This window comes from Rhizobium ruizarguesonis (assembly GCF_012349115.1).
Taxonomy (GTDB): domain Bacteria; phylum Pseudomonadota; class Alphaproteobacteria; order Rhizobiales; family Rhizobiaceae; genus Rhizobium; species Rhizobium ruizarguesonis.
Genome location: NZ_PQIG01000057.1, coordinates 1 through 19,203, shown reverse-complemented (window position 1 = coordinate 19,203; position 19,203 = coordinate 1). Strand labels below are relative to the sequence as shown.

Below are 19,203 nucleotides of genomic sequence, written 5' to 3'. Positions count from 1 at the left end.
GGACGGGGCCGACGCCGGGAGAAGAGAACCGCGACCGGATTTCCTCCACCGGCCGCGGTTCTTCCGTTTATCGGCCGATCTTTTTCAGAACCTGCGGCAGAGCCTGTTCGAGCAGCGCCATATCCGCCTCCGGCCCGACGCTGATGCGGATGCAGCGGTTGAGGGGCGCCACACCAGGCATGCGGATGAAGACGCCGTGCTCTATCAGGCCGTCGACGATCGACCGCGCATAAGTGCCGTCGCGCCCTGTGTCGATCGCCACGAAATTTGTTGCCGAGGGCAGGGGGACGAGGCCGTTCGCCCGGGCGATGGCGCCGATCCGCTCCCGCGCCGCATGGATTTTCCCGACCACCTCGACGAGATAGACCTGGTCCTTCAGCGCCGCGAGCGCTGCTGCCGTCGCCAGCCGGTTCATGCCGAAATGGTTGCGGATCTTGTCGAAGGCCTGCGCCGTGCCTGCGGTCGAGATCGCGTAGCCGGTGCGCGAGCCGGCAAGTCCGTAGGCCTTGGAGAAGGTGCGGGTGCGAACGACGTTCGGCAGGTCGATGAGCGAAGAGATCGACGGCAGCGAATCTGCCGGTCCCGTCTCGCTGTAGGCCTCGTCGAGCACCATCAGCGTCGTCTCGGGCAGCGCCCGGGCGAAAGCGACGATGCTGTCGGCATCCCACCAGCTTCCCATCGGATTGTCAGGATTGGCGAAATAGATGAGCGGTGCGTTCTCGCGCTTTACGGCATCGAGCAGACCGTCGAGATCCTCGCGGTCGTTTGCGTAGGGAACGGTCACCAGCCGGCCGCCGAAACCGGCGACATGGAAGTTGAAGGTTGGATAAGCGCCGAGAGAGGTGACGACGGGCGCCCCCGGTTCGATCACCAGCCGGACGATCTGGCCGAGCAATTCGTCGATGCCGCTGCCGATAGCGATATTGGCGGCCGAGACGCCGAGATGGGCGGCAAGCGCTTCCCTGAGCGCGAAATTCTCCGGATCATTGTATTTCCAGATATTGCCGGCCTCCTCGCGCATCGCGGCAAACACGGAAGGCGCGGGGCCGAAGCCGTTCTCATTGGCGCCGATGCGCGCCGAAACGGCAAGTCCCCGCTGGCGCTCGATGGCCTCGGGACCGACGAAGGGAACTGTTGAGGGCAGGGCGCTGGCAAGAGGTGTGAAGCGCGAAAAGGCGGACATGCGAAGGCAGTTTCCCGGACATATTGACAATCGGCGCAACAATAGGCCCGGGCACGGCCAACGCAAGCAAGATTATTTCTGCAATAAGCCTGTTATGGGCCGGTTCACGCGCGGAAGATCGGCGCGCGTCGGGCGGCGATTGCTTCCATGTTGCCGACAAGGAAATCGGTGCGCACGACGCGGCGCAGAACCTCGGGGTCCATGATGTTGATGAACCGCACCCCGATGCGTTCCTTATGGCGATAGACCTCGGCACATCCGATGCGATAGGCGAGGCCGAGAATGTTGAGATAATAATGCTTCGGCAGACCGGCTGTGGTCGAGACGATGAAGGTGGCGCCGCCCTGGGAGATATCGATGATCTCGGCGCTTCGCATGGAGACGCCTGTGAGGCACGGCCGGACGGCGACGATGCGGGCTGGCCGTTTGACGCTGAATTCTTCCCAGCGCAGGTCGTAGACAGCGGACTTGACCGTGGCAAGGTGTGTAGCGCGGAGCATAGTCATTCACATTCTCCGTCAGACAGGGCACATTTTGGGTCTTGATTTCATTCAAGCTGGGGTCTTGCTCCAACCAAGGTCACATGAATGTTTTGCACATTCGTCAAATATAAAATTACAATTTTAACGAGTTCAAATTTTGTTCCCAAGCGGGACGCCCAGATGTTCATTATTGGGACGCGGCTTTCATCTCCTACAGCGGCGCCGTCTTTTCGAGAGCCGCAAAGCATACTGTAACGGTTTGAACTGCTGCATAATTCCTGAATTCCATTCCGGTTTAAGGAATGATACAGGAGGCTCCCGTTTCAGCCGAAAAATCTGACGGCGAGATATCCGCCGGCGGCGGTCAGCGCCGTCAGCAGCGTGCCCCAGGCCATGTCGACCAGGCTCATGGCGAGTGGCCAGTTGCGAAGCGTGGCGAGATTGGTGATGTCATAAGTGCCATAGGCCGCCAGTCCCAGAATGGCACCATGAAGAAACGCGGTGGCAATCGAGCCCGCCGACAGCGCCGGCAGCACGGCAAGCACAACCACCGCGACGGCGAAGAACAGGTAGAACAGAGCGGCGACCGCCAGATTGGGTGAAGGCAGCATCAGCGCTCCCAACTGGTCGCGATAGAAGTTGCGGGCGATGAGGCCGAGCCATATCCCGTCGCAGATGAGAAGGGTGAGAAAGGTGCCGGCATAGGCGAGCAGTGATGTCTTCATCGTCAATCTCCCGAACTTGGCCTTTCTACGCAGCAAAGGCCGGCCGGATCGCCGCCCCGTTCGATTTCGGCGCAATTTTCCCGAACTCTTTCAATGGCCGAGCGTTGTGCCTTGATCGATGAAGCACGGCGCGCTTCGAATGACGACAGCGAGGAGTTGAAGATGACTGATGTCAAAATCCCTTGGGAATCATGGGTCGTGGTCTGCGATGGAGCCAAGGCTCTGATCATGCAGAATGCCGGCGATGCCCAACTGGTGAACCTGAAGGTGCTGGAAACCCTGACGCAGCCGAGCGCGCCGGATCGCGAGATTGGCGCCGATAAGCCTGGCCGAACCCATGCTGCAGACGGACTCAGCGGCAGCGCTGTCGAGGAGACCAGTTGGCAGGATCAGGCCGAAGTCGAATTTCTGAAACATGTGGCGGAGAAGCTCGACGAGTTGGTGCAGGAAAAGAATGCCCGTCGCATCGTCCTCGTTGCACCGCCGAAGGCGCTTGGCGCCCTGCGGCCCGCACTCCGCGCCGATACGCAGGCGATGATCACCGCGGAAGTGGCGAAGGACTATACCAATATGCCGGTCGACGAGATCGAGCGGCATCTCGCCGCCTGAGCCGTTGGAGCAATTCCAGGAAAAGTGTGAAGCGGTTTTCCGTCCGGAATTGCGTAGAAACAGAAGGATAGAGCGGTTACCGCTCTAGCGGCACCCTGAGGAAACGCGGGTCGAGAGGCCCGCGTTTTCGTGTCATGCCGATGATCTCTGCCCGGCAAACAGCTCCTCATGATCGGCAAAGAGCGCCGCCAGGCGGTCGATCACAATCCTGACCTCCGGCCGTTGCCGTTCGTCGTCATGCGCAACGATCCACATCTCGTAAGTCAGCTCGTCGATCACGGGCCCGGCGCGGACGAGCCTGCGCTCCTGATCGCCGATGAAACAGGGAAGAACCCCGCGGCCGGCGCCGCCGCGGATCAGGTAAAACAGCATATGCGGCGTGTTCGTCCAACTGGTGATCCAGGAATCCGGCTGTTCGAAAGTCCATTTGTCGGCCGGCGTGATGGCGCTATCGGTGCCGAGCGAGATCCAGTTGCAGTTGGCCTCGTCATTACCGGCCGCCTGATAAGCCGCATGCGCCACCTTGACCGAACGGCGGATCGCGACGTTGCCGCTGTCCGGCCGGCTGTGGCGAACGGCGATATGCGCCTCGCGATAGGTGAAATCGACGCTCGTATCGCAGGTCTTGTAGCACATGCGGAAGCCGTCCTTCGGCGTCCAGACGCTGGCCAGATGATCGGCGACGAAGCGCGAGGTCCAGCTGTCGGCGGCCGTCGAGACGATCGGCAGCGTCAGCACCTCGCCGCGCCAGTCGGAGATCGCACGCGCCGCATCCTGCATCAGCCGCACGCGATCGAGCAGCTCCTGCCCGTCCTTGGCCAGCAGATAACCGGTGGGACCGCGGCTGAACAGCGATCGGCCCGTCACCCTTTCGAGCGCCAGCATGCGCCGGCCGATCGTCGGCGCGCTGAGCCCGGTACGCACCGCCGCCGCAGAAAGCCCGCCGCCGGTCGCAACATGGAAGAAAAGTTGCAGGTCGTCCCAGCTGGCATCTTTCATGGATGAAAACCCCCTTTCCCCCGCGCCTCTACATCGGAAGGGTGCGAAGACTTAGCTCAATTGCTCCAACAATAGATGGAGGATGAAGCAATGGATCTCAACTGGGTTGTTCTCTTCAGGGAAATCGAAATCCGCAATCGCCGGATCCGCCGCGATCCCTTGGCCGATCCGCTCGATCGTCCGGAATGGCGCGGATTTCTCTGGGCTGTTCCGGCAATCGTGCGTCTCGCCGCAAGACGGGGCGGCGAAACAAAGGTGCCGCGCCCCGATGATTCACGGATCGGGAAAAACCTCAGCTTTCGAAGTTCAGTCGTAACACGTGGTGCAGGAATTCCGGATTGATCAGCATGTTGAAGCTGATCGTCACCAATTCGCCTTCGCGCTTGACCACGGTCGCACCGATCTCGTCATGGATGCCAAGGATTTCGAGGAAGAAATGGCTCGGCATTTCCAGGTTCGGGCTGACTTCGAGCAATGCGCCTGCGAGCGTGATGGTGCGGATCAGGCAGCGCACCTGCGTCCCGGTGCTGAGGTGATGGCCGACGAAGATGATGTTGCCGGGCCTGTCGAGATTGAATTCCCTGTAAGCACGTTCCGGCTTGGGGTGTTCTGTGTCGAGGTGCATCTGAAAGGCCCTTTTTAGCCTCCGCTTGTTATACGACAGGATATTAGCGGAAGAATGCTGACACTTGCTGAAGAACATCGCTAAGATTGAATGCTTCTGTGAAATCTGCGGGAAAATCGCACCGATTTCGTGCAGATTTGCCCCAACTTTGCTCATTCCTGGTGCACATGCGCCATTCTTGACATGTCGGCGGCGTTCGCGCATACACAGGGTCGGTTCGAGGCACCGGCCGCTCGCGGATGAAAATCCATGGTGAAGCCCTCGCAATCATGGTCACGGCCCCTTGTGCATGCTGACTGGCGGCAATGCGAGCTCCCATCTGCAGTCGAAGAGCATGCCTTGCGAAGGCTCACTCCATGACGACGACCTATCCTGCCATTGACGAATTGAAGGCCCAGGCCAAGCGGCTGCGCCAAGCGATGAACGATCGCGGCACCCCGCTCACCCACAGCGCGGCCCTGGAAATGATTGCCCGCCAGCACGGCGCGCGCGATTGGAACACGCTCGCAGCCCTTGCGGCAAAGCCCAATGCTAGCACGAAGACGCCGCTCTTCGTCGGCGCGCATATTCGCGGCCGTTATCTCAACCAACCGTTCACCGGTGAGGTTCTGGCGCTTTCGGCCCTGCCGGGCGGCGATCTCCACAGGATCACCATCCATTTCGACGAACCGGTGGATGTCGTCACCTTCGAGAGCTTTTCGGCCTTTCGCCGGCGTGTGAACGCGCAGATCGATGCCGACGGCGTGTCGCCGAGGAAGACCTCGAACGGCGTGCCGCATCTGGTGCTCGATCTCTAGATTGTTTTTGTCCTTTTGAGGCCGTCCGGATCCGCATGACTTTTAAGCCGGATCGGGCCTGCCTCCTATCGCACGGATTTCTCCATGACCGATCTTTCCGAAGGCAATGCCTTTCTCACCGGCTGGCTGCCGGGCGTCTTCATCAGGACGGCGGCGCCGATCGTCGCGATCACCACCGTCAACGGCCTGTTCACCGTCGTCGACGCCTACTTCCTCGGTGCCTATGTCGGCCCGGACGCGCTTTCCGCCGTCAGCCTGATTTTCCCCGGGCTGATGTTGTTGATCGCCTTGCAATCGCTGGTCTCCAACGGCATGGCGAGCATCCTCGCCCGCCGGCTCGGCGCCGGCAATCGCGATGGCGCGCGTCGGGTGTTTGCCGGCGCGCATGCGCTGGCGCTCGCCGTTATCCTCGTCCTCAATCTGGTCTACTGGGCGATAGGCCGGCAGATCATCGATGCCGGTGCCGCCGGCAATGCCACTGTTGCCCATGGCGCCATGCTGTTCATGGGCGCGATGATCGCCTGTGCGCCGGTCAGCTTCTTCCTGTCGCTGCATCTCGACGGATTGCGCTGCGAAGGCAAGATTGGTTTCATGACGCTGGTGACGCTGTCGGCCTCGCTGCTCAACATCCTCGCCAACTGGCTGTTCATGGCGGTGATGCATTGGGGTGTGCTCGGTTCGGCAGCCGGCTCCATCGCATCGCAATTCGTCTGTCTTGCGGCCGTGCTCGCCTATCGCTGGCGTCGGCCGGCGGCACTGAGGCCTTCCCGAGGGTTGGCTCTTGCCGAATGGCGCGGCATCGTCGCCTTCGGCGCGCCCATGAGCCTCGGCTTCATCGGCATATCGCTGGCCTCGGCCGCCATTCTGATCAACATCTCGCTCTGGAGCACGCATGACTACGTCGCGACGGTGGCCGCCTACGGCATCATCACGAGGATCATGACCTTCACCTATCTGCCGCTGCTTGGCCTCAGCATCGCGCTGCAGACGGTCGCCGGCAACAATCACGGCGCCGGCCTCGGGCTCCGCGTCGGCCGCAGCCTGCAGATCGCCATGCTCGCAGCACTCGTCTATTGCACTCTGGTGGAGATCACCGTCGAATTGCTGGCTGGCCGTCTCGGCGCCGTCTTCGTCGCCGATCCGGCGATCATCGCCGAGGTCAGGCGAATTCTGACCTGGACGATCGGCGCCTATTTTCTCTTCGGGCAGATGCTGATCCTGTCATCCTATTTCCAGTCGATCGGCGATGCGCCGCGCGCGGCGATCTTCGGCCTGTCGCGGCCCTATCTGCTCACCCTGCCGCTCACCTTCCTGCTGCCCTTCGTCTTCGGCGAGCAGGGGATCTGGATGGTGCCGGTCTTTGCCGAGGCAGGCATGTTCATCCTTGCCTTCCTGGTGCTGTCGCAGAATGCAAAACGCCGCGGCTGGCATTACGGGCTTCTGCCCGTCTGAAGCAATTCCAGCAAAGTGCGCAGCGGTTTTGCGTCCGGAATTGCGCAATACAAAGATATAGACGGAAAAGCCGCGCGGGGAGCGCGGCTTTTGCCTGATGTCGTCTATTCCTTGCTGCTCGAAGCGGCCGATGTCGCGGCTTCCGCCTCATTCAGCGCCTCGGCGCATTCCTGGCAGCAGACCTCGACAGTCTTGCCGCCGAGCTTGACGGTGATGATCTCCGCGCCGAGTTCGCAGTCGCAGGCAGCGCACGTGGTCTTCTTCATCTGGTGATCCTCCAGTTGATCGTCCCACAATCGGGACAGGCTCATAAGACATCGATGACCGCGTTGCCGCTGTCGAAATCTTTAGCGATCGATGACGACTTCTACCTGCGCCGCAGCTGCGCCGCGCGTTGGAATTCGGCTGGAGTCTGCCCGAAAGACTGCTTGAAGGAAGCGCTGAAATGGCTGTGGCTGGAAAAGCCGAGATCAAGACCGAGCGCCGTCAGATCCTCATACTGGCCGAGCAGATCGAGCGCGCGGGCAAGCCGCAGCCGCAGCTGGTAGCGATAGAGCGGCGTCGCCTCGACCTGCTGGAAGACCTGGGTGAGATAAACGGGCGAGACGCCCACTTCGGCGGCGATTTCCGAAAGCGTCCAGCGCCGCGCGAGATCGGAGGAAAGCACCAGCTTTGCCCGGTCGACGAGTTTCTGCCGGCCGGCACTGGCACCCGCCGCATGCGATGTGCGCTCGCCGAGCGAACGGCGCACCAGCGTCAGCGCCAATATTTCCGCCTCCAGCGTCTCGGCGACGTTGCGGCTGAGACCATGACGCAGGAGAGCGACCAGGGCCTGCGCGCGCGGATCGATCCGCCGGCGCTGGCGGCGGAAGGCAAAGGGCGGGCCGGGCTGCACCTGCTCCTTCGGCGTAAGCTCTTCGAGCATGGATTCGTCGATTGCCAGATCGATGCAGGCGTCGCCGCCCTCGATGGGATGGCTGATCCGATATCCCTGGCCGGTATTGAAGAACAAGACCTGATTGGCTTCGGCCACCGTATCATTGCGACCGACATGCCGCATGAAGACGCCGCGATAGGGATAGACGAGGCTCGTCCTGTGGGCGCATTCCTCGTCGCTTTTGTGACGGCACTCGCCATTGCAGACGATGTCACGAATGGTGACCGTCTTCGTTTTCAGGAGCGGCGCTGTTGAAAACTGCGACATTGCGTGTTCCGGGTCAGACGGCCGCCCGACGAGGCGACCGACCGCATAATTCCCTAAATCGGGATCGATTGAAAGAATTATGCAGCGGTTCAAAATGCTACGACGTTCTTCGCGCGTCTGAAAAGACGCGCTACGCTGTAGGGCATGGTATCACGCTGACGTTTCAGTAGCGACTATAGACGTGGACGTCGCTTTCCGTCTGCCCCCTGGAAAGGCCGATATCCTTCAGCTGCTCATCGGAAAGTTCCATCAACGCATTCAGGTTGCGTCGTTCGCTCACCTTGCGTGCCAGCCAGTGGGCAGCGGTGATGATCGCAAGAAAAAGGCCGGGCCGTATAGAGCGCGAAGAGCGAATATTTCGCGCCGGTATCGTGAAATTCGAGCTGTGCATGGTGATCCTCCATCCGTGTTTGGATGGAGGCAGTGAACCATCAGCGGCAGTTTCGCGCTGTCAGATTATTTAGCGATCTGAAGAAGCCTTCACGCCTTCATCAGCCACTCATGCTCGGCGGCATTGTGGAACTTCCAGATCCGCTGCGGGCCGGCCATGACGTTGAGGTAGTAGAGATCGTAACCATGGCAGGCGGCACAGGGGTGGTAGCCCTTCGGCACCAGCGTCACATCGCCGTCCTCGAGCGCCATCGCTTCGTCGAGCGAACGATCGTCGGTATAGACGCGCTGGAAAGCGAAGCCCTGCGGCGGGTTGAGCCGATGGTAATAGGTCTCTTCCAGGAAACTCTCGTTCGGCAGGTCATCCTGGTCGTGCTTGTGCGGCGGGTAGGAGGAGGTATGGCCGCCCGGCGTGATCACCTCGACGACCAGCAGCGAATGCGCCGAACTGTCGTCCTCCGGCATGATATTGTTGACGTAGCGCACATTCGTGCCCTTGCCGCGTGTCACCTGCGGGTGCGTGCCGGGCGGGATCGCCTTCGCCTGATAGGTGCCGCCGCCGGGTGCGGAGCAGACTGCGAGCTCCAGATCGGTCTCCGCCGTCACCGACCATGTCGATTCCATCGGGATGTAGAGCGCATGCGGTGCGCCTTCGAACGGGTTCATCCGGCCGCCGAGCGTGCCGAAATCCTTTGTGCCGGCGGACGCCTTGCCCTTGCCGGTCACCCAGACGAGGCAGACTTCCCGATCGCCCGTCTCTCCCGAAACGGTCTCGCCCGGCTTCATTCGATGCAGATCGAAGCCGACATAAGTCCAACCGGCATTTTCCGGGGTGACATGCGTGACGCGGCCGTGGGTGCCGGACGGTTTCACCTTGAGATTTGGCATTGGTGTTTTTCCTCGTAAATTGGCGGGTGCAGACCCTTCATCCGGCTGCTGCCACCTTCTCCCCGAGGGGAGAGGGGACATGCCGCGCCGTTTCTGTTCCTCTTCTCCTCACCGGGAAGGTGCCCGGAGGGCGGATGAGGGGGCTTCTTGCTCCAGCGGCCCGAAAAGGCGCGCCGCTTGTGGGAGGAGGCTCCGGACAACCAGGCTTTATGATCCCTTGGGGAAGCCTTCCGTTTCCACGGTATAGCCAGCAGCCGTCATGACGCGCATCAACTCGGCGTGACCGATCTCGGCCATTTTCTGCGGCGGGGCTTTGCGTGGATCCTGTTCGGCTTCGACGACGAACCAGCCTTCATAGCCGTGATCGGCCAGCCGCTGGACGATGGCGCCGAAATCGAGCGAGCCGTCGCCCGGCACCGTGAAGGCGCCAAGCGCCACTGCATCGAGGAAGGACTGCCGGCTGCGATCCAGCCCATCCACCACCGGCTTGCGGATATCCTTGACGTGAACATGGTTGATGCGGGCGTGGTGGTTTTCGATGGCGCGCAGCACGTCGCCGCCGGCAAAGGCCAAATGCCCTGCATCGAGCAGCAGCGGGATGCCTTCGCCCGAATGGCGCATGAAGGCGTCGAGTTCCGGCTCGGTTTCGACCACGGCGGCCATGTGATGGTGGTAGGAGAGCGGCATGCCCTGCTCGGCGCACCATTCTCCGAATTGGGTGACGCGGTGCGCATAAGCCTTCATCTCGTCATCGGAAAGACGCGGCTTGGTCGCGAGCGGCTTGGAGCGGTCGCCCTGGATGGAACGGCCGACTTCGCCATAAACGATGCAGGGCGCGGCGACGGCCTTGAACAGTTCGATCATCGGCGCGATGCGGTCCTTGTTGGCAGCAAGCTCCTCGTCAACAAGCGTGCCCGAGAACCAACCGCCGCACAGCGTGACGTCGGCGGCGCGAAGGATGGGCAGCATCACCTCGGGATCGTCGGGGAAGCGGCGGCCCTTTTCCATGCCGGTAAAGCCGGCACCGCGTGATTGCCGCAGGCATTCCTCCAGGGACACATCGTCGCTGAGCTCAGGAAGATCGTCGTTCCACCAGGCGATGGGCGACATGCCGAGTTTGGCCTTCATCAACATTCTCCTTAAAAGCATTGCGGAAGAGCCGGGACGCTCTTCCGAGAAATGATAGCGATAGATTAGCCGATGCGCTGGGCGGCGCGTGCTTCGACATAGCCCTTGCGCGCTTCGTTGACCTGTTCGCGCGGGCTGACCTCAGGCACCGCGACATCCCACCAGTGGCCGCCGGCCTCCGTGGTAACAAGCGGATCGGTGTCGATGACGAAGACCGAGGTGCGGTCGTTTTTCTTCGAGTCGGCGATCGCCTGCTCCAGCTCGGCGATTGAGGCGACCTTGACGGCGATGGCGCCCATGCTTTCGGCATGCGCGCGGAAGTCGATCTGCGGCATCACCTCGTAATAGGAGTCCTTGAGCAAATTGTTGAAGTTGGCGCCGCCGGTTCCCATCTGCAGCCGGTTGATGCAGCCATAACCGCGATTGTCGAGCACGACGATATTGAGCTTGAGGCCAAGCATGACCGAGGTCGCTAGCTCGGAATTCATCATCATGTAGGAACCGTCGCCGACCATGACGACGACATCCCGTTCCGGATGCGCCATCTTGGCGCCCAGCCCGCCGGCAATCTCATAGCCCATGCAGGAAAAGCCGTATTCCATGTGATAGCTGCCCGGCGCCGTCGCCGGCCAAAGCTTGTGCAATTCGCCGGGAAGGCCGCCTGCAGCACAAAGCACCGTCGTATTCTCGCCGCCGAGCGTGCGCGTCACCGCGCCGATCACCTGCGCATCGGAGGGCAGGGCGGCATTGGTCGTCGCCATCGCCCTGTCGGCGGCCTCCATCCAGACTTTCTTCTCCGCAGCCGCCTTCTCGACGAGGGCTGCCGGCGCCTTCCAGCCCGAAAGCCCTGCCGACAGTGCCTTCAGCCCTTCGCGGGCGTCAGTCACCAGCGGATGGCTGTCGTGCTTCACCGCGTCATAGGCGGCGATATTGAGCCCGATCATCCTGAGGTTGTCGTTCTTGAACAGCGCCCAGGAGCCGGTGGTGAAATCCTGGCAGCGCGTGCCGACAGCGATGACCAGGTCCGTTTCCTCCGCGATCGCATTCGCCGCCGACGTGCCGGTGACGCCGACCGAGCCGAGTGCCAGCGGATGGGTCTCGTTGATCGCCGACTTGCCGGCCTGGGTGACGACGACGGGAAGGTCATGGGCCTCGGCAAAGGCGGCAAGCTCCTTCGTCGCCTGCGAATAAAGCACGCCGCCGCCGGCAACGATCACCGGCTTCTGCGACGCCTTGATCAGCGCAATGGCATTCGCCAGCTCGTCCGCATCCGGCTGCGGCCGGCGGGTCGTCCAGACTTTTTCATCGAACAGGCTTTCCGGATAATCGAAGGCTTCTGCCTGAACGTCCTGGCAGAGCGACAATGTCACCGGGCCGCAATCCAGGGGATCGGTCAGGACCTGCATGGCGCGCTTCAGCGCCGAGATGATCTGCTCTGGTCGGGTGATGCGGTCGAAATAGCGCGAAACCGAACGGAAGGCATCATTGGCCGAGACCGTGCCGTCGCCGAAATCCTCGATCTGCTGCAGCACCGGATCCGGCGCGCGGTTGGCGAAGACGTCGCCCGGCAGGAAGAGAACGGGAATACGATTGACATGCGCCACGCCGGCGGCCGTCACCATGTTCAGCGCCCCGGGGCCGATCGAACTCGTGCAGGCCATGAAGCGCGTGCGGAAATTCGCCTTGGCATAGGCGATCGCGGCATGCGCCATACCCTGCTCGTTGTGGGCGCGATAGGTGGTCAATTCCTCGCGCACCTGATAGAGCGCCTCGCCGATGCCGGCGACGTTGCCGTGACCGAAGATCGCCCAGACGCCGCCGAAGATCGGCACTTTCTTGCCGTCGACGATCGTCATCTGTACTTTCAAGAAATGCGCGACGGCCTGCGCCATCGTCAACCGTATCGTCTTGCCCATCGGGTCCTCCCGGACTTTTGACTCTCTATCTGTTTTCCCCTCCCCAACTCCTCTCCACAAGGGGAGGGGCTAACCTGCCGGGCTCTCCACACTCTCGCCGCAACGTCTCGTCCGAAGGGACGCTCGCTCATGGCGTGAGGCGGGTGCCCCAAGTTAAGTCCCCCCCCTTGTGGGGAGGGGTTGGGGAGGGGTCTTATTTCGATTCCTACTGATGCCCGCGGGTCTTCAACCACGCTTCTGTCAGGTGTCGGAAACGGCCGGCCATATCGGCGATCGCTTCCTCATCATTCATTTCGCCTGAAAGCCAGGCGCGCGCCGGATCGGCAAAGATCGTCCGCCCGACGGCAAAGCCTTTCACGGAGGGCGCTGCCAGCGTCGCCTCGAAGCAGGAGATCAGTTCGTCGGCGGGCGCCTCGAGCCCCAGGAGCACGATACCGCGGCACCATGGATCATTTTTGGCGATCACTGCATCGATCTTCTTCCAGGCTTCGCTGGATGCTTGCGGCTCCAGTTTCCACCAGTCCGGCTTGATGCCGAGCGCATAGAGCTCCTCCAGCGCGGTCGCGATCGTATCGTCGGTGAGCGGCCCGTTCTTGCCGGCGATGATCTCCACCAGCAGCTCGCGGCCGACCTTGCGGGCGGCCTCGAACAGCGTCCGCAGCTTCTCCTGCTGCTCGGTCTTCAAGTCAGCCGGATCATCAGGATGATAGAAACACAGGCACTTGATGCAATGGCCGAGCGGCCATTCCACAAGCTGCGAGCCGATATCCTGGCTGAATTCGAAGCGCAGCGGCTTCGAGCCTGGCAATTCCACCGGCCGGCCGATCCAGGAGAAATTCTTCGTCGCCGCATCGAAGAAGGCGTCGCGGCCGAAGCGTTCGTCGATCAGCATGCCGTAGCCGTCGCGGCCGTTCGAAACCCGCGCCGCTGCCGCCACCGCCAGCCGTTTGAAGGCGACGATTTTCTCATGGCCGACGCCGAGCTCATCGGCGACGCTGACGAGCTGCGAACGGTGGTCGATCGCCAGCGCCATCAAAAGCGGGATTTCGCCGCGCCGGGTCGATGCCCAGTGGATATGGTTGAGCGCCTCGTCCTTGCGCAGCGCCCGGTGTTTGCTGCCGGTCGTCAGGAAGAAGTCGAGTTCTGCCCAGGTCGGATATTCCGGCGAGCAGAGCAGGCGGGAGACGGCGAAGGCGCCGCAGGCATTGGCCCAGGTGGCACAGGTCTTCAGCGGCTCGTCGCGCAGAAAGCCGCGCAGGAAGCCGGACATGAAGGCATCGCCGGCGCCCAGCACGTTGAAGACCTCGATCGGGAAACCCTGGCCGATGATGCCGGCTTCGAGATCGTCGGCGATCGGCCCGTCATAGACGATACAGCCCATGGCGCCGCGCTTGAGCACGATCGTCGCCGGCGACAGCCGACGGATCTCCTTCAGCGCGCCGAGCACGTCGTCGGCGCCGGAAGCGATCAGGATTTCCTCTTCGGTGCCGACGATGAGGTCGCAATCCGGCAGGGTCTTCTGCATCTTCGAGGAGACCCGGTCGGATTTCACGTAGCGCTCGAAGCCTTCCGCATGGCCGGCAAGGCCCCAGAGGTTCGGCCGGTAATCGATGTCGAAGATCACCTTGCGGCCGTTCGCCTTGGCGATGCGGATCGCCTTGCGCTGCGCAGCCTCCGTATTCGGCCGCGAGAAATGCGTACCGGAAACGAGAACGGCGCGCGAGGATCTGATGAAATCCTCGTCGATATCGCCTTCATCGAGCGCCATGTCGGCGCAATCCGACCGATAGAAGATCATCGGCGACACGCCCTCGGCCTCGACCGCCAGCAGCACCAGCGCCGTCAGCCGCTCCTTGTCGGTGACGATGCCGTCTGTCGCCACACCTTCGCGCGCCGACTGCTCGCGGATGAAGCGTCCCATCTGCTCGTCGCCGACGCGGGTGATGAGGCCGGATTTGAGGCCGAGCCGAGCCGTGCCGATGGCGATATTGGCTGGGCAGCCGCCGACCGACTTGGCGAAGGAGCCGATATCCTCCAGCCGCGAACCGATCTGCTGGCCGTAAAGATCGACCGAGGAACGGCCGATGGTGATCACATCAAGCGCCGGCTCCGGCTGTGAACCCGGATTCGATTGTACCATGATGTCCTCCCGCTAGATTTTGCGCGGCTTCCAGTGCCTGCGAATTTTCAATAATGAAACATCGGTTCCGATATTTTGTCAATTCGGAATGTTTATTCCATTTTGCCTTTTACAGGTTTTGACTGCTGACGCTTGCGCCGCCGCTCGGCGATTGCAACCGGCAGTGCCATCGTGAGCGCCATCGAGGCCGAAAGCGAGCGGAAGCCGGCGAAATCGGCCTCCGCCACCTCGAACCAGTGCGTGGCGCAGGCGGCAAGCGGCGAAAAGGCCGAATCGGTGATCGCGATGACGGGAACGCCGCGGTCGGCAAGCTCTTGGCTCTGGTTGAGGCTGTCGGCCGCATAAGGCGAAAAGCTCGCCGCGATCGCCGCATCCTTCGGTGTTGCGAACTGCACCATCTCAGGGTCGACGCCGTTCGGCGAGGCGACGATCTGGTGGCGAATGTTGAGCTTGGAAAAAGCGTAGGTCATGTGCGCCGTCAAAGGGTAGGAGCGTCGTTTGGCGATCAGATAGATCGTCTCGGCGTTAGCAAGGATATTCACCGCTTTGGTGAAAGTATCGCTCTGGACCGTCGCCGCCAGCCGGTTGACCGACTGGTTTGCCGCGGCAATGAAGCCGGAGAGCAGATTGGCGTCCTCATCGTCACCGTTCGATTGCTCGAGCGTGACGAGGCGCTCTTCGTAGCTCAGCGTCCGGTCCCGCAATCTTTCGCGAAAGATGCTCTGCAGGTCGGAAAAGCCTCCATAACCCAGATGATGCGCCAAGCGCACCAGCGTCGAGGGCTGGACGTCGGAGGCGGCCGCGATGCTCGCCGTCGTTCCGAAGGCGATTTCGTCGGGATTGCCGAGCGCGAAGGCGGCGACCTGCGCCAGCCGCTTCGGCATATTCGCCTTGCGCTCGATGATGGTGCTGCGCAGGCTTTCGAAATCGCGCGGCACACGCGCGTGCCTCTGGGGATCGTTATCCATGCTTACGGCTCACGAGATGAAACAAACATTCCATATTATCGAACATAAACGATTTCAAACGACACGGCTAATTGTTTTTAACCCCCTGTAATTGAAGGCTTTTAGACAATCTTCTCGGGAAGGGCGCAGAAATGCCTGCGAGCAGGTCCTTGTCAAAATGATCCAAATATTCCAAAAATCCGCGCACAGCTTTGGAGGAGACGGAAATGAAGCCACTCGGCATCGGTTTGATCGGCACCGGTTATATGGGCAAGTGCCATGCGCTGGCGTGGAATGCAGTAAAGACGGTGTTCGGCGATGTCGAGCGTCCGCGTCTTGTGCATCTGGCCGAAGCCAATGCCGAGCTTGCTGAGACTCGTGCCGGTGAATTCGGTTTCGAGAAGGCGACGGCCGACTGGCGGGCGCTGATCGCCGACCCCCAGGTCGACGTGGTCTCCGTCACCACGCCCAATCAGTTTCATCCCGAGATGGCGATTGCAGCCCTCGAGGCCGGCAAGCATGTCTGGTGCGAAAAACCGATGGCGCCGGCCTATGCCGATGCCGAGCGCATGCTGGAAACGGCGAAGCGATCCGGCAAGGTTGCCGCCCTTGGCTATAATTACATCCAGAATCCCGTCATGCGGCATATCAGAACGCTGATTGGCGAGGGCGCCATCGGCACGGTCAATCATATCCGCGTCGAGATGGATGAGGACTTCATGGCCGATCCCGATGTCTTCTTTTATTGGAAGAGCGAGCTTTCCGCCGGCTACGGCGCGCTCGATGATTTCGCCGTGCACCCGCTGTCGTTGCTCTGGTATCTCTTCGGCCATGTCGAGGCCGTCATAACGGATATGGTGAGGCCCTATGCCGATCGCCCGCTGAGCGAGGGTGGTCGCCGTGCCGTCGAAAACCACGATGGCGCCAACGTGCTGATGCGGCTTGGCGGCGGCATCTCCGCCGTGCTGATGGCGAATCGCGCCGCCTGGGGTCGCAAGGGCCGCATCGCCCTGCAGATTTTCGGCTCGAAAGGCTCGATCGTCTACGACCAGGAGCGCATGAACGAATTCGAGCTCTATCAGGCCGACGGCCGCGGCTCCGAACAGGGCTTCCGCAAGATACTGGCGGCACCCGCCCATCGGCCTTATGATCGGTTCATTCCGGCACCAGGCCACGGCCTCGGCTTCAACGATCTGAAGATCATCGAATGCCGTGAGCTGATCCGGGCAATATCAGGCGAGCCGTCGTCGATCGTGACATTCGAAGACGGTCTCAGGATAGAGAAGTCGGTGCATGCCATGGCACAATCCTTCCACGAGCGCCGCTGGATCGAGATCGGCTGAATGTAAGAGGCCGCTTTCCGTTGACGGCGCACGGGCTACTGCATAATCCCTGAAATCGGGATCGATTTCAGGGATTATGCAGAAACTCAAAATGCGACAGCGTCCTTTGCGTGTCTGAAAGATGCGCGGCGCTTTAGGGGACAGGCCTTGGCGTGGGTGTCGGGCGCAGCTTCAGGAGTGAGATCGTGACGGATAGACTGGTGATCATCGGCGCGGGACAAGCCGGTTTCGCATTGGCGGCCAAGCTGCGTGCGTTGAAGGATACGCGCCCGATCACCCTCCTCGGCGCCGAGGACGTCGCTCCCTATCAACGCCCGCCGCTTTCGAAAAAATACCTGCTCGGTGAAATGGTCTTCGACCGCCTGCTGTTTCGCGCCGAGCACTGGTATGCGGACAATGATGTCGATCTTCGCCTTTCGACCTGGGCCGAGCAGATCAAGCCGGACAGCAAGCAGGTTCTGCTGCAGGACGGCTCTGTTCTCGATTACGGCACGCTGGCGCTGACCACCGGCTCGACGCCGCGCCGGCTCCCGGCCGCAATCGGCGGCGATCTCGAAGGCGTCTATGTCGCTCGCGACAAGCGCGATGCCGATCTGCTTGCTGACGAGATGCGCCCCGGTCGCCGCGTCCTCATCATCGGCGGCGGTTATATCGGTCTCGAGGCAGCGGCCGTTGCCCGCCATCGCGGCCTGGAAGTCACCGTCATCGAAATGGCCGACCGCATCCTGCAGCGCGTCGCGGCGAAGGAGACCGCCGACATCATGCGCGGGATTCACGAGACACATGACGTGGTGATCCGCGAGAAGACAGGGCTCAAGCATCTGATTGGCAAGGATGGCCGCGTCACCGGTGCCGCACTTTCCGACGGATCGGTTATCGACATCGATTTCGCCGTCGTCGGCATCGGCGTCGCGCCGAACGATCAGCTTGCCAAGGAAGCCGGCCTCGAAGTCGCCAACGGCATTGTCGTCGACGAATTCGCCCGCACCTCCGATCCGGCGATCTTTGCGGCCGGCGATTGCGCCGCACTTCCCTGGCAGGGCGGCCGCATCAGGCTCGAATCGGTGCAGAACGCCGTCGACCAGGCCGAAGCAGCGGCAGCCGTCATCGCCGGCGGCAATGAGCCTTATGCGCCGAAGCCGTGGTTCTGGTCCGACCAGTATGACGTCAAGCTGCAGATTGCCGGCTTCAATCTCGGTTATGACGAGACGTTGCTGCGTCCCGGCACCCGCGAAGGCGCCCATTCGGTCTGGTACTTCAGGGAAGGCGTGCTGATCGCCGTCGATGCCATCAACGACGCGAAAGCCTATGTGACCGGCAAAAAACTGCTGGAATCCGGGACCAACCCCGACAAATCGATTCTCGCCGACCCTTCTGCTGACCTCAAGAGCCTGCTCGTCTGAGATCGGCCTCTTCATCGAAGAGAACGAAGCGCGATCAAACTCCGCGGATCTCGGCCGGAGGCGAGGTCTGTTTGCGCAACCAGCCGAATTGCCGCTCGCTGCATTTCTTCTGGTGAAAACTCAAAAAACCCTTGCATTCACAGACCGGTCGCCATAGTTAGGCCGCACCGGAGAGGTGGCCGAGTGGTCGAAGGCGCTCCCCTGCTAAGGGAGTATACGTCAAAAGCGTATCGTGGGTTCGAATCCCATCTTCTCCGCCATTGTGATTTCCTGAGCATGCGTCGATCTTTGGTTTCCGGCAGGGAATCATGTTCTCATAGTCGGCTATGCCTTTGGCCGGGCGAACGAGAAAAATCTCTCTGCCTCAAGTGAGAGAATCGTCTGCGGGAATCACCTCCCGCCCTCACGCCCGGCAAGTGGCGAAAGCTGGATTGGTGCACGTTCGGTTACGCTTCCTGTAATCATGAATCCCCCACAAGAGCCGCATTTTGTCGAAAAAGTGTCACGAATGTGTCGCAAAGCGCATGTCCAATTCTTTGTTGACCGAACCTAAGCCTCCGCAAAATCAGGGTTTTCTTAACAAAGCATAAAGGAAATCGAGGCCGGTTGCCCGACTTGTGTCCTTTCAGCAACAGAATGTCGGGAAGGCTCCCTCAAATCCCCCATCCGAGTAAGTTGGTGATTGCGTGACGGCTTCCGTCTTGTATTTTCAGCGTCGGAAGCAAGGGCGACTGATCGTCCACTTCTTGAAACACGGGGATGGGGCAGGGAACGCTGCTCAGCGAAAGATCCCAAACCCGATCGAAACTTTGAATTGGAGGTCATTTATGAACATCAAGAGCCTTCTTCTCGGCTCCGCTGCTGCTCTCGCAGTAGTTTCCGGTGCTCAGGCTGCTGACGCTATCGTTGCTGCCGAACCGGAACCGGTTGAATATGTTCGCGTCTGCGACGCTTACGGCACCGGCTACTTCT

20 protein-coding genes and 1 tRNA gene are annotated in these 19,203 nt (G+C 61.3%); 8 read left to right on the top strand and 13 right to left on the bottom strand.

Going from position 1 to position 19,203, the window contains the following annotated elements:
- Nucleotides 1-67: 67 nt before the first annotated feature.
- From C3Y91_RS06205 to C3Y91_RS06195, 3 genes are all read right to left on the bottom strand, one after another.
- Complete coding sequence (locus tag C3Y91_RS06205; protein WP_168575154.1) at nt 68-1,183, bottom strand: pyridoxal phosphate-dependent aminotransferase; 1,116 nt, start codon at nt 1,181-1,183, stop codon at nt 68-70.
- 104 nt (nt 1,184-1,287) lie between these two features.
- Complete coding sequence (locus tag C3Y91_RS06200) at nt 1,288-1,689, bottom strand: pilus protein PilZ (RefSeq protein WP_003558031.1); 402 nt, start codon at nt 1,687-1,689, stop codon at nt 1,288-1,290.
- A gap of 299 nt (nt 1,690-1,988) precedes the next feature.
- Nucleotides 1,989-2,390 (bottom strand): DUF2177 family protein, encoded by a 402-nt coding sequence (locus tag C3Y91_RS06195; RefSeq protein ID WP_018071019.1) that lies wholly within the window; start codon nt 2,388-2,390, stop codon nt 1,989-1,991.
- Nucleotides 2,391-2,552: 162 nt separating this feature from the next.
- Here C3Y91_RS06195 and C3Y91_RS06190 point away from each other — a divergent pair, with 162 nt between their 5' ends.
- Nucleotides 2,553-2,999, top strand: coding sequence for a baeRF12 domain-containing protein (locus C3Y91_RS06190; protein WP_024323750.1), 447 nt, complete (start codon nt 2,553-2,555; stop codon nt 2,997-2,999).
- Between the two features lie 132 nt (nt 3,000-3,131).
- Here the strand turns inward: C3Y91_RS06190 and C3Y91_RS06185 are convergent, their stop codons facing one another.
- Complete coding sequence (locus C3Y91_RS06185) at nt 3,132-3,998, bottom strand: LysR family transcriptional regulator (protein ID WP_024323751.1); 867 nt, start codon at nt 3,996-3,998, stop codon at nt 3,132-3,134.
- A 90-nt stretch (nt 3,999-4,088) separates the two neighbouring features.
- On the opposite strand from C3Y91_RS06185, the gene C3Y91_RS37790 reads away from it, so the two are divergent.
- Nucleotides 4,089-4,340: a hypothetical protein gene (locus C3Y91_RS37790; RefSeq protein WP_029768330.1), complete on the top strand. Its 252-nt coding sequence runs from the start codon at nt 4,089-4,091 to the stop codon at nt 4,338-4,340.
- Here the strand turns inward: C3Y91_RS37790 and C3Y91_RS06175 are convergent.
- Complete coding sequence (locus tag C3Y91_RS06175; protein ID WP_024323752.1) at nt 4,291-4,623, bottom strand: hypothetical protein; 333 nt, start codon at nt 4,621-4,623, stop codon at nt 4,291-4,293. The two genes, C3Y91_RS37790 and C3Y91_RS06175, sit on opposite strands and share 50 nt — an antisense overlap.
- Nucleotides 4,624-4,979: 356 nt before the next feature.
- Here C3Y91_RS06175 and C3Y91_RS06170 point away from each other — a divergent pair, with 356 nt between their 5' ends.
- Complete coding sequence (locus C3Y91_RS06170; RefSeq protein WP_018482497.1) at nt 4,980-5,420, top strand: glyoxalase superfamily protein; 441 nt, start codon at nt 4,980-4,982, stop codon at nt 5,418-5,420.
- Between the two features lie 84 nt (nt 5,421-5,504).
- On the top strand, nt 5,505-6,872 hold the full coding sequence (locus C3Y91_RS06165; RefSeq protein ID WP_168575153.1) for an MATE family efflux transporter: 1,368 nt from the start codon (nt 5,505-5,507) through the stop codon (nt 6,870-6,872).
- A gap of 104 nt (nt 6,873-6,976) precedes the next feature.
- Here the strand turns inward: C3Y91_RS06165 and C3Y91_RS06160 are convergent, their stop codons facing one another.
- The 8 genes from C3Y91_RS06160 to C3Y91_RS06125 form a co-directional block, all read right to left on the bottom strand.
- Nucleotides 6,977-7,138 carry a hypothetical protein gene (locus tag C3Y91_RS06160; protein WP_018482495.1) on the bottom strand — a complete coding sequence of 54 codons (162 nt, stop codon included), beginning with the start codon at nt 7,136-7,138 and terminating at the stop codon, nt 6,977-6,979.
- A 101-nt stretch (nt 7,139-7,239) separates the two neighbouring features.
- Nucleotides 7,240-8,076, bottom strand: a complete 837-nt coding sequence (locus C3Y91_RS06155) for a helix-turn-helix domain-containing protein (protein WP_018482494.1) — start codon at nt 8,074-8,076, stop codon at nt 7,240-7,242.
- Between the two features lie 163 nt (nt 8,077-8,239).
- The gene (locus tag C3Y91_RS06150; RefSeq protein ID WP_018071028.1) at nt 8,240-8,467 is read right to left on the bottom strand and encodes a DUF1127 domain-containing protein; all 228 of its coding nucleotides are present in this window, start codon (nt 8,465-8,467) and stop codon (nt 8,240-8,242) included.
- 89 nt (nt 8,468-8,556) lie between these two features.
- Nucleotides 8,557-9,354, bottom strand: coding sequence for a 5-deoxy-glucuronate isomerase (gene iolB / locus C3Y91_RS06145; RefSeq protein WP_018071029.1), 798 nt, complete (start codon nt 9,352-9,354; stop codon nt 8,557-8,559).
- A gap of 207 nt (nt 9,355-9,561) precedes the next feature.
- On the bottom strand, nt 9,562-10,482 hold the full coding sequence (iolE, locus tag C3Y91_RS06140) for a myo-inosose-2 dehydratase (protein ID WP_018071030.1): 921 nt from the start codon (nt 10,480-10,482) through the stop codon (nt 9,562-9,564).
- 65 nt (nt 10,483-10,547) lie between these two features.
- Complete coding sequence (iolD, locus tag C3Y91_RS06135) at nt 10,548-12,398, bottom strand: 3D-(3,5/4)-trihydroxycyclohexane-1,2-dione acylhydrolase (decyclizing) (RefSeq protein ID WP_024323754.1); 1,851 nt, start codon at nt 12,396-12,398, stop codon at nt 10,548-10,550.
- Nucleotides 12,399-12,603: 205 nt separating this feature from the next.
- Nucleotides 12,604-14,538, bottom strand: a complete 1,935-nt coding sequence (locus C3Y91_RS06130) for a bifunctional 5-dehydro-2-deoxygluconokinase/5-dehydro-2-deoxyphosphogluconate aldolase (RefSeq protein WP_075225972.1) — start codon at nt 14,536-14,538, stop codon at nt 12,604-12,606.
- A 92-nt stretch (nt 14,539-14,630) separates the two neighbouring features.
- Nucleotides 14,631-15,506 carry a MurR/RpiR family transcriptional regulator gene (locus C3Y91_RS06125; RefSeq protein WP_018071033.1) on the bottom strand — a complete coding sequence of 292 codons (876 nt, stop codon included), beginning with the start codon at nt 15,504-15,506 and terminating at the stop codon, nt 14,631-14,633.
- Between the two features lie 206 nt (nt 15,507-15,712).
- Between C3Y91_RS06125 and C3Y91_RS06120 the strand changes: the two genes are divergently transcribed.
- The 4 genes from C3Y91_RS06120 to C3Y91_RS06105 form a co-directional block, all read left to right on the top strand.
- The gene (locus tag C3Y91_RS06120; protein WP_130661298.1) at nt 15,713-16,828 is read left to right on the top strand and encodes a Gfo/Idh/MocA family protein; all 1,116 of its coding nucleotides are present in this window, start codon (nt 15,713-15,715) and stop codon (nt 16,826-16,828) included.
- 185 nt (nt 16,829-17,013) lie between these two features.
- On the top strand, nt 17,014-18,231 hold the full coding sequence (locus C3Y91_RS06115) for an NAD(P)/FAD-dependent oxidoreductase (RefSeq protein ID WP_130763403.1): 1,218 nt from the start codon (nt 17,014-17,016) through the stop codon (nt 18,229-18,231).
- 169 nt (nt 18,232-18,400) lie between these two features.
- A tRNA-Ser gene (locus C3Y91_RS06110) sits at nt 18,401-18,491 on the top strand.
- A 567-nt stretch (nt 18,492-19,058) separates the two neighbouring features.
- Nucleotides 19,059-19,203: porin (locus C3Y91_RS06105; protein WP_174826432.1), on the top strand; the 145-nt coding region annotated here is incomplete at its 3' end.